The sequence below is a fragment of the Neorhizobium petrolearium genome (assembly GCF_029854435.1).
Classification (GTDB): domain Bacteria; phylum Pseudomonadota; class Alphaproteobacteria; order Rhizobiales; family Rhizobiaceae; genus Neorhizobium; species Neorhizobium petrolearium.
Genome location: NZ_CP123002.1, coordinates 160,226 through 174,855 on the forward strand (window position 1 = coordinate 160,226; position 14,630 = coordinate 174,855).

General features: G+C 62.5%; 13 protein-coding genes. 11 read left to right on the top strand and 2 right to left on the bottom strand.

The window, feature by feature from the left end; genetic code table 11:
* The first annotated feature begins 146 nt into the window (after positions 1–146).
* From QEO92_RS31980 to QEO92_RS32025, 10 genes are all read left to right on the top strand, one after another.
* Complete coding sequence (locus QEO92_RS31980) at positions 147–2,276, top strand: ParB/RepB/Spo0J family partition protein (RefSeq protein ID WP_210057335.1); 2,130 nt, start codon at positions 147–149, stop codon at positions 2,274–2,276.
* A gap of 103 nt (positions 2,277–2,379) precedes the next feature.
* The gene (locus tag QEO92_RS31985; protein WP_210057336.1) at positions 2,380–3,036 is read left to right on the top strand and encodes a hypothetical protein; all 657 of its coding nucleotides are present in this window, start codon (positions 2,380–2,382) and stop codon (positions 3,034–3,036) included.
* Positions 3,037–3,111: 75 nt separating this feature from the next.
* Positions 3,112–4,302 carry a DUF932 domain-containing protein gene (locus tag QEO92_RS31990; protein ID WP_210057338.1) on the top strand — a complete coding sequence of 397 codons (1,191 nt, stop codon included), beginning with the start codon at positions 3,112–3,114 and terminating at the stop codon, positions 4,300–4,302.
* Between the two features lie 106 nt (positions 4,303–4,408).
* Positions 4,409–4,663, top strand: coding sequence for a DUF6117 family protein (locus tag QEO92_RS31995; protein ID WP_210057340.1), 255 nt, complete (start codon positions 4,409–4,411; stop codon positions 4,661–4,663).
* A 134-nt stretch (positions 4,664–4,797) separates the two neighbouring features.
* Positions 4,798–9,213 (top strand): bifunctional class I SAM-dependent methyltransferase/DEAD/DEAH box helicase, encoded by a 4,416-nt coding sequence (locus QEO92_RS32000; RefSeq protein ID WP_210057342.1) that lies wholly within the window; start codon positions 4,798–4,800, stop codon positions 9,211–9,213.
* A 12-nt stretch (positions 9,214–9,225) separates the two neighbouring features.
* Positions 9,226–10,275, top strand: a complete 1,050-nt coding sequence (locus QEO92_RS32005) for a DUF7146 domain-containing protein (RefSeq protein ID WP_210057344.1) — start codon at positions 9,226–9,228, stop codon at positions 10,273–10,275.
* A 370-nt stretch (positions 10,276–10,645) separates the two neighbouring features.
* Positions 10,646–11,587 carry a DUF2493 domain-containing protein gene (locus tag QEO92_RS32010; RefSeq protein WP_210057346.1) on the top strand — a complete coding sequence of 314 codons (942 nt, stop codon included), beginning with the start codon at positions 10,646–10,648 and terminating at the stop codon, positions 11,585–11,587.
* Between the two features lie 82 nt (positions 11,588–11,669).
* Positions 11,670–11,930 carry a type II toxin-antitoxin system Phd/YefM family antitoxin gene (locus tag QEO92_RS32015; RefSeq protein WP_210057363.1) on the top strand — a complete coding sequence of 87 codons (261 nt, stop codon included), beginning with the start codon at positions 11,670–11,672 and terminating at the stop codon, positions 11,928–11,930.
* A complete protein-coding gene (locus QEO92_RS32020; RefSeq protein WP_210057347.1) occupies positions 11,920–12,339 on the top strand; it encodes a hypothetical protein in 420 nt (139 codons plus the stop codon). Before QEO92_RS32015 ends, QEO92_RS32020 begins: the two co-directional genes overlap by 11 nt.
* Before the next feature lie 565 nt (positions 12,340–12,904).
* Positions 12,905–13,228 (top strand): DUF736 domain-containing protein, encoded by a 324-nt coding sequence (locus QEO92_RS32025; protein ID WP_037115718.1) that lies wholly within the window; start codon positions 12,905–12,907, stop codon positions 13,226–13,228.
* Positions 13,229–13,346: 118 nt separating this feature from the next.
* Here the strand turns inward: QEO92_RS32025 and QEO92_RS32030 are convergent, their stop codons facing one another.
* A complete protein-coding gene (locus QEO92_RS32030; RefSeq protein WP_210057350.1) occupies positions 13,347–13,625 on the bottom strand; it encodes an HU family DNA-binding protein in 279 nt (92 codons plus the stop codon).
* A 413-nt stretch (positions 13,626–14,038) separates the two neighbouring features.
* Between QEO92_RS32030 and QEO92_RS32035 the strand changes: the two genes are divergently transcribed.
* Positions 14,039–14,203, top strand: coding sequence for a hypothetical protein (locus QEO92_RS32035; RefSeq protein WP_210057352.1), 165 nt, complete (start codon positions 14,039–14,041; stop codon positions 14,201–14,203).
* 40 nt (positions 14,204–14,243) lie between these two features.
* Here QEO92_RS32035 and QEO92_RS32040 read toward each other — a convergent pair whose 3' ends face one another.
* Positions 14,244–14,510: a WGR domain-containing protein gene (locus QEO92_RS32040; protein WP_210057354.1), complete on the bottom strand. Its 267-nt coding sequence runs from the start codon at positions 14,508–14,510 to the stop codon at positions 14,244–14,246.
* Positions 14,511–14,630 lie beyond the last annotated feature (120 nt).

The window sequence follows — 14,630 nt, forward strand, 5'->3', positions numbered from 1 at the left end:
GAGGAGATATGGAAGGCGTGCCGCTCTTCAGAAGCGGTTCGGGGGCGGTGGTGGATGTGAAGAGAGGAAGAGGAGGGAAGGGAGATTTCGTGACGGATTGAGAGGGTTGGAGAGAGGCTCCGGCCGGTCCGTCATGGAGAAACGACATGGCTCAGGCCACATCGAAAATCACCCTCAGTGCAGCCCGGGATATTCCCTTCAACAAGCTCGTGCTCAGCCAGTTGAACGTCCGCAAGATCAAGGCGGGCGTCTCGATCGAGGATCTGGCGGAAGACATCGCCCATCGCGGGCTGCTGACCAGCCTCAACGTCCGCCCCGAACTCGACGGCGATGGCAACGAGACGGGCATTTACCGCATCCCCGCTGGCGGTCGCCGCTATCGAGCCCTTGAGCGGCTGGTTGCGCAGAAGCGGCTGGCAAAAACCGCCGGCGTTCCCTGCATCGTCAGCAAGGGCGAAACGCTGGAAGTCGAGGACTCGCTCGCCGAAAACGTCCAGCGCGTGCCCTTGCATCCGCTCGATCAGTTCCGCGCTTTCCAGACCTTGCGCGAGCAGGGGCTCGGTGAGGAGGAGATCGCAGCACGCTTCTTCGTCTCGGTTGCGACAGTCAGGCAGCGGCTGCGGTTGGCGTCCGTGTCGCCCCGGCTTCTCGATCTTTATGCCGAGGACGAGATGACGCTCGAACAGATCATGGCGTTTTCGATCACCAACGACCATGTTCGCCAGGAGCAAGTCTGGGACACGATCTCGCGCTCGCATAGCCGCGAGCCCTATTACATCCGCCGGCTGCTGACCGAAACTGCAATCCGCGCCAGCGATCGGCGTGCCGTCTATGTCGGCATCGAGGCTTACGAAGCTGCGGGCGGTGTAACCATGCGCGACCTGTTCGACCAGGATCACGGTGGCTGGCTGCAGGATCCGGCGCTGCTTGAGCAGCTTGTGATGGAAAAGCTCAAGGCTGACGCCGAAGAAATCCAGACGACTGAAGGCTGGAAATGGGTCGAAGCGGCCTTCGATTTTCCCTACGGCCACACGTCCGGCCTGCGCCGCTTCTACGGCGAGCAGGCCGAAATGACGGAAGACGAACTGGCCCGCTATGACGCCACCCGCGCCGAATACGACAAGCTCGACGCGGAATATGCGGAGGCGAGCGAGTACTCGGAGGCGACCGAACAGAAGCTGGAGGAGCTCGGTGCCGAGCTCGACCGGCTCAACGACCGGCCATACATGTTCGATCCAGAGGAGATGGCCCGAGGTGGGGCCTTCATCTCGCTCGGCGTGGGTGGCGAGCTCAAGATCGAGCGAGGCTTCGTGCGGCCCGAGGATGAACCGAAGGATGAGACCGATCCCTCGGCTGATGCCGGCGATGGTGCCGATCATGGCAGTGATCTTCCGGCAACCGGGATCGCCAGCGGCGAGGACACCCAACCGGACGACGAGGACGAAACCATTAAACCGCTTCCCGACCGCCTGGTTCTCGACCTCACGGCGGCGCGCACGGTCGCTTTGCGCAATGCCTTGGCCAACGATCCCGTCATCGCCTTTGTCGCTGTCTTGCACGCCTTCGTCCTGAAGACCTTCTACGTCTACGGATCGGACTCGTGCCTGGAGGTGACGGTGCAGAGCGCTCGCTTCAGCCAGACGCCCGGGCTCGGCGATACGGTCTGGGCGAAGGAGATCGATCAGCGACATGAAGCCTGGGGCCAGGATCTCCCCAAAGATCCGAACGTTCTCTGGGATTTCCTGATCAAGCTCGACGGTGTCAGCCGGCAGGCGCTGTTTGCCCATTGCGCCTCGCTGTCGGTCAACGCGGTGATCGAGCCCTGGAACAAGCGGACCCGGGCGATCGCCCACGCCGATCAGCTTGCCCGCTCGATCGGCTTCGACATGGTGGAAGCCGGCTGGACGCCGACCGCCGACAACTATCTCGGCCGCGTCACCAAGACGCGCATCCTGCAGGCGGTCCGAGAAGCCAAGGGTGACCAGGCGGTGGAGCTGATCGGCCATCTCAAGAAGACCGACATGGCGCGCGAGGCCGAGCGGCTTATGACAGGCTGCGGCTGGTTGCCTGAACCGCTTCGGACGACGAGCGACGAGGGCGTCAACGAACGCGGCGCTGTCGCCGATGACGGCTCCGTCGGATCCGATGAGAGCGAGACCGCCTCGGAACTCTCCGACATGCCGGCCTTCCTGCGCGACGAGTCGGAAACGTCAGACGATGATGCCGGCGACACCGAAGGTGAAATCGACGGCGAGCATCTCGCCGCCGCCGAATAGGTTCACCAGCATCACATCAGCTTGACCCGATCGCTGTTGCGGTCGGGTCTTCTTGCAAACAGCCCGGCCACCGTGCCGGGTTTTTCCGTTTCAGGAGGTACCCATGCCTGACTTCACTATCGAGACCACCTACCATCTGCCGATCTTCCGGCGCCGCACTTACGCGGCCGATACATTGGACGCGGCCTGCCGTGCCGCCATCGAAGATGACAGTTGGGATATCGCCGAGAAGGACTTCGATTCCTCCGGTCCAGTTCATGTCACCGGTATCTGGGATGGTGCACATGCGGCCTATGCAGGTCCGCCGGTTCAGATCCCGCAGCAATTCGACGAACCTGTCCAGCGCCGGGCGCGTCATTTCGAGATCTTGCTCGGGTTGTTGAAGATCCTGTTCGATGACGTCCGTGCGGCCCGGCCACCATCGGACGATTGGCTCGCCCGATCTGCCTGGGCGATTGCCCGAGGAGAAGCCATTCTCGCCGGAGAACCGGATCCCGAAGACCCGGTCGATCTACCCAAGCCTTCGCACGTCCTGATCAGGCTACAGGAGGAAGGTGTGCGTGACGCAATCGCGGCAGTGCTCGAGGTGGACCCGAGTTTTCGGGATCTAACACCCGAGGCCGTGATCGACGACGAGGTCCATGCCGCGTGCGTTTCCATCGCCACCACGATGGATTTTACCGATGTGGTAGGACGCGCCGAATTCCAGGCCGCGCTCTCGGCGATTAGGTCCGCGCACCGCCGGCTAACGTCCGATTGATCCTTCTTCTTTCCCAGACATCCCTCAACCTCGCCCGGCCGCCGCGCCGGGTTCTCGTTGTCAAGGAGACATTCAATGAGCACTCCTGCTTCCACCACTCAAACCGTTGCTTCCGGTTTTAAGGTCGACATCTCGCGCGGCGAGCGGATCGGCCGCGTTTCGTCCGAATGGTTCTCGCGACCCGACGACGAACGCTTCCTGTCACTCACCGATCTCTATGATACCGTTCGATCCCGCGCTGAGCGCGCCCATGCTCGAACGATCGAAAGTGCTGCGATCCGTGTCGAAGCAACGCGCGACAATGCGGAGCGGCTTGAGCTTCTCGTTCCAGGTCAGCGTCAAGCGATCGCACCGACGCACTGGAGCTACGGCCAGCTTTGCAGCCTGGTTGGCGCACCGGCCACCTATATGCGGCAACTGCCGGCGCCGCTTGCAGCGATCAACCTGCAGCATGGCCTGCTCAATCACCGTGCCGAGCTGGTAAAAACGCTCGAGATGGACGATGGCCGACTGAAACTGCGCGCAGTGACGGGACCCGAATACGGCCGCATCTGGGACCATGAACTGGTCTCAGCGGTGATGAAGATCGCCGGCAATGGGACCGGTGACACGATGTGGAAAGTGCCGGGCGTCCTGGACTGGGCGACGATGACGCACAACCCGTTTGTCGACATCACAAAGGACACGACGACACTTTATGCCAGCGACCGTGATGTCTTCCTATTCCTGGTCGATGATACCCACCCGATCGAAGCAGGGCGACTGCCGAACGGCGAGCCCGACCTCTATTTCCGGGGCTTCTATGCCTGGAACTCGGAGGTAGGCTCGAAGACACTCGGCATCGCCTCCTTTTATCTCCGCGCGGTCTGCGCCAATCGAAATTTGTGGGGCACGGAAAACTTCGAGGAGATCACCATCCGCCATTCGAAGTTCGCCGCCCAGCGCTTTGCGCATGAGGCAGCACCCGCGCTGACCAGCTTTGCCAATTCGTCGCCCGCTCCGTTCATCGCCGGAATCAAGGCGGCGCGCGAGCGGATCGTCGCGCGCAAGGACGATGAGCGCGAAACCTTCCTGCGTCGGCGCGGCTTCTCGAAAGGCGAGACCGGCAAGGTGATCGAAATGGTTTTGTCGGAGGAGGGGAGGCCGCCGGAATCGATCTTCGATTTCGTACAGGGCGTCACCGCGCTGGCGCGCACCAAGACCAACCAGGACATGCGTCTCGAACTCGAAGGCAAGGCGAAGAAGCTGCTGGAGAGCGCCTCCTGACATGTTCATGCGCGCCTGGCTCAGACCCGGCCGCGCCCACAAACCCCATCGCAGTCATCCCAGAGCCCGGTCAAGCACCGGGCTTCCTTTTGTCTGGAGAACTCCAATGCCTATTCCCGATCATGCCCGCGCAAACTTCGACACGCTGCTGCGCGCCGCAGCCGATGCCAATCTTGTTCTCATGGAATGCCTCGATGCCGCTACACGCGAGCCGCGTTACGTGCTCTGCGCCGTCGGCCGCAGTGACGGCGAATACGTCTTCACGCCATTCGGCCATCTCGCCGACGGCAATCCTTACGACGCGTATCTGCCGCCCGATCCAAAGGATCCCGCTGGCTTCATCGTAGGCCCGACGATCTAGGCGCCGACGATCGCCGGCAGACTTCAATCTGCGATCACTTTCCACACCCTCACGCCGCAAGTTCTCCTCCTCCCGAAATTCGGAAGAGGGCACTTGGGCAGACCCATTCCCCCTTTCTTTCGGAGCCTCGACCGATGAATATCATCTCGCATTCTCAAACTGTTCCCACCTCTCCACGTCTTGAGACCAAAACCCGCGCTGAAGCACTTATAGATGCTGCCGGCCAGATCACGTTGCTTCTGGAGCAAGGTAAAGTCGTCACTACAACTGACCTGCGACAGATCATGATCGAGGCCTTCGGCGGCAGCGACGCCGAGGGCCTCTGGCTCTGGAAGGATGCCTACGAAGCGACCGAAATCGCCCAGGTCTTGTTTCTGCGCAAATTCCGCGCGGTCGTATCCCGAACCCAGTCTCCCCAATCGACGCTCGCGATGCTGACAAAAGTGGCAAACCTGGTGCCTATCCATGGCCGACGGTCCGAGGAGAGCCAGGCCCTGCAGCAATTCTCGACTCCGATCCCTCTTGCCTACGTCGCATCTCGTGCTGCCTGCATCACGGCTGCTGACACGGTTCTCGAACCGTCGGCTGGAACCGGCCTCCTGGCGATCTTTGCGCAACTCGCAGGCGCCCGGCTGGCGCTTAACGAATATGCGGCTGTCCGGCACTCGCTGCTGCAGCGGCTTTTCCCCGGCGTTCCGATATCGCAACACGATGCCGCGCATATCGACGATTACCTCGACCGTTCCATTCGACCGAGCGTGGTGCTCATGAACCCACCATTTTCTGCGGGCATTCATGTCGAAGGTCGCGTCGCCGACGCCGCTTGGCGGCATCTGTCCTCCGCATTCGCTCGTCTGGCCCCCGGCGGCCGGCTCGTCGCGATCACTGGCGCGAGCATTTCTCCCGACAATCCGGGATGGCGCGACGATTTCGTTCGGCTGCAGGGGCAGGGCACGGTGCTGTTCACCGCGGCGATCGACCGCAGCATCTACGCCAGACATGGAACGACGATGGAAACGCGTCTGATCGTGATCGACAAGATCCCGCCAGGTGATCCTTCGAAACTGGTGACCTCGACTGGCACAGCGCACGATCTGGAAACGCTGCTCACGTGGATCACTGGTCTTCCACCACGCTCGCACGCGACGGCGCCGGACTCCAACGGTATCCTGCGCGCGGTCACGATGCGTCCGGCAGCGGTTGCCACACCGTCGCATCGCCCCGCAGTCGGCGGACAGACACAGCCCGCAGCAATCGTCCGTTCGATACCTGTTGATGATGAGATCATTGAACTCTCCTACGAGTTGAGGGACGCTCAGCCGAAGGATGAGGCCAACGCTGCTGACGGCATCTACGAGCCCTACCGGCTGCAGTCGATCCACATCCCCGACGCGAAGCCGCATCCCGACAGGCTGGTCGAATCTGTTGCGATGGCATCTGTGGCTCCGCCAAAGCCATGCTATCGTCCACATCTGCCGAAGCGCATCGTCACCAGCGGCGATCTTTCTGACGCCCAGCTCGAAAGCGTCATCTATGCCGGCGAAGCTCATTCCGGCTATCTTGCCGGCCACTGGAGCATCGATGCCTCTTTCGACAATCTCAAGGCGGTCGCATCCGATGCAGAACATGCCGTTCGCTTCCGTCGTGGCTGGTTCCTAGGCGACGGAACAGGCGCCGGCAAGGGTCGCCAGGCCGCCGGGATCATTCTCGACAACTGGCTGAAGGGTCGCCGTCGGCATGTCTGGATATCAAAATCCGACAAGCTGATCGAGGACGCCCAGCGCGACTGGAGCGCGCTGGGTCAAGAGAAGCTCCTGGTCACACCTCTGTCCCGTTTTCGACAGGGAAAGCCGATCAAGCTGGAAGAAGGTATTCTCTTCACGACCTTTGCAACGCTGCGCAGCGATGAGCGCGAGGGCAAGCGGTCACGGGTCCAGCAGATTGTCGATTGGTTAGGTCAAGAGGCGGGAAGCGGCGAGGCCGCGACCAGGGATCCAAAGAGCTTCGATGGTGTCATCGTCTTCGATGAAGGCCATGCCATGGCCAATGCCGCCGGTGGCAAAACCGAGCGCGGCGACAAAGCGGCGTCACAGCAGGGCAGGGCCGGTCTTCGCCTGCAGCGCGCTCTGCCGGATGCTCGTGTCGTCTACGTCTCGGCGACCGGCGCATCGGAAGTCGAATCCCTTGCCTATGCCGAGCGCCTCGGTCTCTGGGGCAGCAGCGACTTTCCCTTTCCCACACGCTCCGAGTTCATTGCCGCGATCAAGGACGGCGGTGTTGCCGCGATGGAAGTGCTGGCCCGCGACTTGAAGGCAATGGGTCTCTACGCGTCGCGTTTGCTCTCCTTCGAAGGTGTCGAATACGAAATTCTCGAACACGAGCTCACCGAGGAACAGGTCCGGATCTACGACTCCTATGCCGAGGCGTTCCAGGTCATCCACAACCATCTCGACGCAGCGATGGAGGCTTCCGGTATAACCGGCAAGACCGGAACGTTGAACAAAAATGCCAAGGCCGCCGCCCGCTCGGCCTTCGAAAGCTCCAAGCAGCGCTTCTTCAATCATCTCCTGACCTCGATGAAGACGCCGGCTCTTCTCAAAGCGACTGCAGCAGACCTGGAGGACGGTCATGCCGCCATCGTCCAGCTCGTCTCGACGGGGGCAGCGCTGACCGAGCGCCGGCTAGCACAGATCCCGACCGAGGAATGGGGCGATCTGCAGGTCGACGTGACGCCGCGGGAATATGTCATCGATTACCTCATGCATTCCTTCCCGGCGCAGCTCTTCGAGGAATTTTCCGACGCCGACGGCAATCTCAGTTCCCGACCGGTTCATGACGCGAACGGCAACCCTGTCATCTGCCGGGAGGCAGAACGCCGACGTGACGAGCTGATCGAAACTTTGGGCAGCCTGCCGGCGATCCCGACGGCGCTCGACCAGATCGTCCAGCACTTCGGAACCGGGAAGGTGGCTGAGATCACCGGCCGCTTGCGTCGCGTCGTTCGCCGCGAGGATAGCACCTCTATCGCGCGCTATGCGGTACAGAACCGGCCGGGCAGCGCCAATCTCGACGAAGCCCGCGCCTTCATGGACGACGAGAAAGGCATTCTCGTCTTCAGTGACGCGGGCGGCACAGGACGATCCTATCATGCCGATCTCGCTGCCAAAAATCAGCGCCTGCGCTTGCATAACCTTCTGGAAGCCGGATGGCGCGCCGACGTGGCGATCCAGGGCCTCGGGCGCAGTCATCGCACCAACCAGAAGCAGCCGCCGCGCTTCCGGATGATCGCCACCAACGTCAAGGCGGAAAGGCGCTTCCTCTCGACCATCGCCCGGCGTCTCGACACGCTCGGCGCCATCACCCGTGGTCAACGCCAGACCGGCGGGCAGGGCATGTTCCGGTCCGAAGACAATCTCGAATCGCAATATGCCCGCGACGCGCTGCGGCAATTCTACGGACTGCTGCATGCCGGCAGGATCGAAGGCTGCTCGCTCGACAGATTCGAAAACATCACCGGCCTGTCGCTGACGTCGGAAGAGGGCGGATTGAAGGATGAGCTGCCGCCGATCCAGACCTTCCTCAATCGCATGCTGGCACTGACGATCGCCATGCAGAACGTGCTGTTCGAAGCCTTCGAGCAACTGCTCGCCGCCCGCATCGAGGGTGCGATCGCCGCCGGGATCTATGACAAGGGCCTGGAGACGATCACCGCCGACAGCATGACGGTCACCGAGCGCCGGCTGATTTACACCCATCCCGTCACCGGCGCGCAGTCGCACTTGCTGACGATCGAACGCCGGGATCGCAATGCACCGATGCGGTTCGAGGAGGTTCAAAGCCTCGTCGGGCAGGATCCACGCGCCAGGCTGATGATCAACGGCAAGTCGGGCCGGCCGGCGGTGATGGTCCCGACGCGCTCGATCATGCTGGACGACGGCTCTATTCAGCCGCGCGTGTCGCTGATCCGGCCGATGGACGAGCTGCGCTTCGAAGTCCGGCAGCTCGAAGAGACCAACTGGGAGGAGACTGACGAACAAGCATTCGGCCTCGCGTGGAATACCGAGGTCACGGCGGTGCCGGAATTTTCGACATCGACGATGCACATCGTCAGCGGGTTGTTGCTGCCGATCTGGAAATTGCTGCCGCAGGATTTCTGCCGGGTGCGGCGGCTGCAGACCGATGACGGCGAGCGGATCGTCGGCCGGGTCATCGCGCCGGATCGGCTCGCCGGTCTTTGCCGCAACTTCGGGATCGATCAGAGGCAAGTGCTGAGCGCCGACCAGGCTTGGGCATCGTTGGTCGACGGATCCTCTATCGTCGGCCTCGTCGGCGACATGACGCTGCGCCGCGTGCGCGTCATGAACGAATACCGCGTCGAACTGACCGGCTTCACGGATGGCATGCGCGACTGGTTGCGCTCGATGGGATTGTTCTCCGAGATGATCAATTGGAAGCTGCGCTTTTTCATGCCTGTCACAGATGAGGGTGCGGCGATCCTGTCGAAGCTCATTGAGCGTCATCGCCTCGTCGATGTCGCGCGCAGGTCATGAGGGAGGTCTGCCATGCTTTCCGCCTCTGATCTGGCGGACCGTCTCGCGCAGGACGCGGAGGCGGTCTGCCGCCACTATCTTCCCGCCGGCCGTCGGGCCGGCAATTACTGGTTGGTCGGCGATGTCGACAACAACAAGGGCCAGTCTCTTTACGTGCATCTGACCGGCCCGCGCGCCGGCCGATGGACCGACGCGGCGACCGGTCAGTTTGGGGACCTGCTCGATCTCGTCCGCGAGACCTGTGGCCTCGTGGACTTCCGGGACGTTGCCGACGAGGCGCGTCATTTCCTGAGCCTGCCCCAACCCGAACCGGTGTCGGACCTCAGGGGCGACGTAAGTGACGCCTCTCCGGTCGAGCGGCCGGCGACAGAGCGGGCACGACGGCTGTTTCGAATAACGCAGCCGTTGGCGGGTACGCTCGCCGACATCTATCTGCGCGAACGCGGCATTCTGCGGGCGTCCGCCCATGGGGCGATCCGTTTCCACCCGTCGTGCTACTATCGCGATCGCGTCACCGGCCGGACGAGCAGCTATCCGGCGCTTATTGCCGCTGTCACCAACGACGCCGGAGCGATCACCGGCGTCCACCGCACGTATTTGTCCTCGGGGCTCGACCCGAACGGAGTCGGCAAGGCCAAGCTGGACGATCCCCGCCGTGCGCTCGGCGGACTGCTCGGCAATGGCGTTCGCTTCCGCTTTCCGGTGGATGCACCTATCCCGGTGATCGCAGCAGGCGAGGGTCTCGAAACCATGCTGTCCCTCTCACACGTGATGCCCGGCATGCCGATAGTGGCCGCTCTGACGGCCAATCACCTTGCGGCCTTCCGATTCCCGTCCGGATGCCAGCGCCTCTACATCGCCGCCGACGCGGATGCGGCTGGCCGGCATGGGATCGAGGGATTGAGCCGCAGGGCACAGGAGGAGGGAATCCTGCCGCTGGTGCTGTCGCCCGAGCTTGGCGACTTCAACGAGGATCTGCGTTGGCTGGGTCCGGACCGGCTGACCGCAAGCCTCAAGGCTCAACTCACTCCGGAAGACGCGATGGCCTTCTTGCCCGCCTGAAGCTGGGCGCAAAGGCTGGGGGAGGGCTGGCTGCGGCACTGGCGAAGGGCGGTCCATTGGTCTCATTCCGGATTGGCGCGCGCCCGCGGGCCTGCCGAGAGGCGACCCTTACCACGCGGGCCTCCGGGCCTTCAGCGGGTCGGGCGGGTTTCTTCCCCTACCGGGCCATCGCATCGGCTCCTCCGAAAACCGGTTCCCACTTTTCGGGCCGATGCGATGGCCCGTCATTCCTCGCGAACCAAGAAACCCTCCCTCAGCCGCCCGGCGCTTCGCTGGGCCGCTGCGCTTCGCTTGCGGTTCCGGCCTCGGCCCGCGTGACCGGGTTCGCCGTCAGGCCGCGAGAGGCGCGGCCCACGAAACGGAGACCATCATGGACCTTATCCTTCCCCCCGACGACGGCTTGGAGCCCAACCACGCGTCCTCCCCGACCGACCGCTTCATCTACGAAATGCAGGTCTTCGGCTATCGTCCCTTCCAGGACGAGCCCGACCCGCGGCCATTGCCGGAGGAACCGCAAGTCCAATCTGGCATCACCGCGATCTTCGACGCCTTCGCGGAAATGCTCGGCGACACTCGGCTGGAACCCGATCTCGAAGACCTGTTCTGGTCGATTCCTAATCTCTTCCATCGCGCCGGCGAGCGCATCCAGCGCGAACTCGATCGCAACGAGGAAGCGCAGCGCACCGGCCAGCGCGAACAGGACGGCTCGGAGGTGAAGAGCGTCGAACTCGAACGCCTCATCGCCGAGGGCATCACGCTCCTGGAGCGCAGAAATAGCTTCGAGTTCATGCGCGACTACGCGGCCGACCTGTTCGAGGCGCAGACCGGTTCATTCTGGCGGCCACGCACCGGCTCCAAAGTCAACCATGCCAACATGACGGCGGCGATGATCGACAGCCGTGACTTCCTCTCCGCTCGCCGCCGCACCGAGACCGAGGTGATGATCCCTGCCGGCACGAAGATCGCGTTCGCCGGCGGCATGGACTACAACGATCACGAGCGGATCTGGGCGAAGCTCGATCAGGCGCATGCGAAGCATCCTGACATGGTGCTGCTGCACGGCGGCTCGCCGAAGGGCGCCGAACGGATTGCTGCATGCTGGGCGGAAGCCCGCAAGGTGACGCAGATCATCTTCAAGCCCAACTGGACCAGGCATGCCAAGGCCGCCCCCTTCCGGCGCAACGACGAGATGCTGTCGGTCATGCCCGTCGGATTGATCGTTTTTCCCGGAAACGGCATCACCGGTAATCTTGCCGACAAGGCGCGTCGCCTCGGCATCCCGGTCTGGCAGGCTTCAGGAGAGGGCGCATGAGCGCCGTCTTCCCGGATACATGGAAAAGATGGAAAACATGGGAAAAATGGATTATATGGGAATCGAAGTGGAGATCTTTGCGATGAAGCAGTTCACGACAGGCGACTTGAACAAGCAGATCGGCGATATTACCGACGCGGCAAGCCGCGAACCGGTCATGCTCACCCGCCACAAGAAACCCCGCTTTGTGCTGATGAGTTACGAGCACTACGAGCGCATGCGCACGGGCGGCGACCCCCGCCGCGCCTATCATGTCTCCGATATGCCCGCCGAGCATGCGGAACTGTTCGACGAGGCGATCGATCGGCTGGCGCGCGGCGAAGGCTACGACGATGAGCCATGAATTCCGGCCCGGCGAAGTCATCTCCTATCCATATCTCTGGGCCTGGCAGCAGCAGCGCGGCGAGACCGAAGGCCGAAAACAGCGCCCGGTCTGCGTCGTCATCGCCATCCGAAGTGCCTCCGACGGGAACACGCACCTTGCCCTTCTCGGCGTCACCACGCAGCCGCCGCAGACGGGCCGGGCCGCTCTGGAGATCCCGGAGATCGAGCGCAAGCGCGCGGGCTTAAGCGATCTGAAGCAGTGCTGGATCATGGCCGACGAATACAATTACGACATCGTCGAACGCTCCTGGTACCTCGAGCCGGACCAGGACATTCTTGGCCGCTTCAGCAAATCCTTCATGGTGAAGATCGCCAGACTGTTTGCAGAGGCGCGCGGCCGAACAGGCCGGGTCAACCGCCTCGATTGAGCGGCGATCGAAACGGTTGTCATCCGGCACATCTCCGGCGACTGCATCGTCGAAGGCCGCCCTCACGAGGCAACTCTCCGACTGCCAGGTGTTTTCGGCTGGTCTCATTTTTCTGACCATCGCCGAGGCGGGAGCGACGCCCGGCAATCAAACCGGTGTTGTGACCTCACTTCAACCGAGCTGTAGTCGCGCCACAGCGTACGGCAATTCGAGCGCCACACCGACCGAAGCCATTTCTGCCAATGACGATGGGAGCAGGACGGTGCTGATCCCTTGCATCGCGTCCGATGTTTGGCGGCCAGCGTCCGCTGACCCGAACACTACCGACGCAAGTGACGAGCGCGGCACTCGGCCGGTCCGCAAAGGGCAACCACGGCGAGGTCTCCTGCTGACGTCGCGATCAAGGACCATTCCCGTTCTTTATGTCGCCTTTCTAATGGACCGGCCGCGATCAGCGTCAACCCGCAAGGGGTTCCCCTTCGCTACGCTGCGGTGACGCCTGCGGCGCGGCCCCTTCTTCGGGCGCCATCGGGAATGGTCCCGATGCAACGAAGGAGACAATCCCATGGCTACCACGATCGCAACCCTCACCGAAAAAACCGACGGCACTCTCGAAGGGGTCTTCGCCACCATCCGGGTCAACGCCCCGATCGCCCTCATCCCCAACGCCAGCAAGGCGAGCGAAGAAGCCCCGGACTACCGCATCATCCATCGCAAGACCGGCTTTGAGATCGGCGCGGGCTGGAACCGCATCTCCCGCCAGACCGGCGAAGAATACATCTCCACGAAGCTCGAAGCGCCCGAAATCGGCGTGATCTTCGGCAACGTCGCCCCAGCACCCGGCGGCGAGCCCGGCAAGAAGGTCATCCTCTGGAACAGCCCGGCCTGAACCGGACCGCCGGCTCCTAACTCGGGGCCGGCGTCTCTTTGATGCCGTTATTACCAGAACACGAAGCCCGGCCTCTCTCGGTGAGAGCCGGGCTTTCTTTTTTGCTGCTAGTGTCGCCTTACTTGTTCAACGCATCTTTGAGCGCTTTGGCCGGCGTGAATGCCAGTTTTTTCGCGGCGGCGACCTTGATCGTTGCCCCAGTTGCCGGGTTGCGCGCTTCGCGCGCCGGCGTTTCCTTCACCTTGAACTTGCCGAAGCCGGGCAAGCTAGTCTCGTTGCCGGCGACCGCGGTTTCGGTGATCGAGGCGATGACGGCCTCGACGATGGCCTTTCCCTGCGCCTTCGTCAGGCTGTGCTCGGTGGCGATCTTGTCGGCGATTTCGTTGGTAGTGGTCATTGGAAGTCTCCCGCATGGTGAGTGATCTGGATTCCCTGCCACCGGTGAATTCCGTTGTCATCGACGTGTCCGGCAAAAACTGTCTCCCCGCCTGGATTTCCACAGCTACCAGGCTTTGCGGCTCATCCTTTCCGATGAAATCCGGAGCCGAAAGCTGCGCTGAGCATGCTGCTGCGTCTGGGTGCCATACGGAGAGGGAATGTCTGCTCAGTCCGTCCGATCCTGCCATGACGGCATGGAGGTCTCAAGGACGAGCGGTGCCCCCAATTTTGTCTCCGCTCCGGTTCCCTCCGCTCCAACAAATCGGCTCCCCCACTCGCCGCCTCCGGCGGTCGCCTTCAGCGATCCTTGACCCCTCCATCCCGTCATGACCGGGCGCGTCGTCTTTCACAAACGTCAAGGAGATAACGACGATGCTGCTCGAACAACACATTGAAGAACTTCGGCTGGAACTGTGCGACGCAATCGGTCCGGTCGAGCGTCGTGAGATCGAAGTCGAACTGGAAATGGCATGCGCCGAGCTTGCCGTGATCATCGCTGAACAGGAGGGTGCGGTCGACGCCGAGCCGCCTTTCTGAGGCGGCTTTTCGTCTTCGCTATCGTCGCTCGCATCACGCCTCAAGGGCTGTCGCTGGCCTCCGTGCCGCGATAACCGCGTCGCCTCTTGGTTTTCTCCAGACGCGCCATCGCATCTTCGGCTGCTCGGCTCTCGTCGAACGTTTCCATTTTCTCCTGGCCATTTGTGCCGATCCGCCCCCAATGCCGGATCAGCGAGGCGCCGCCGAACAGCGTCGGCTGAACCGACAGGCAATAATAGCGCCGCATGTTCTGCGATGGATTGATGCGGCGGAGATGGAGGGGTTTCTTGTCAGATGTCGTCGTCATGTGCGGATTTTCACCGCTCCGGCAAGCATCGTCCAACGACTTATCTGAATCGGTCGGCTACGACCGATTCACACGGTTGATGCTTCAGCCACAGCAGGGATGGCGTACCGTCGCGCTAAT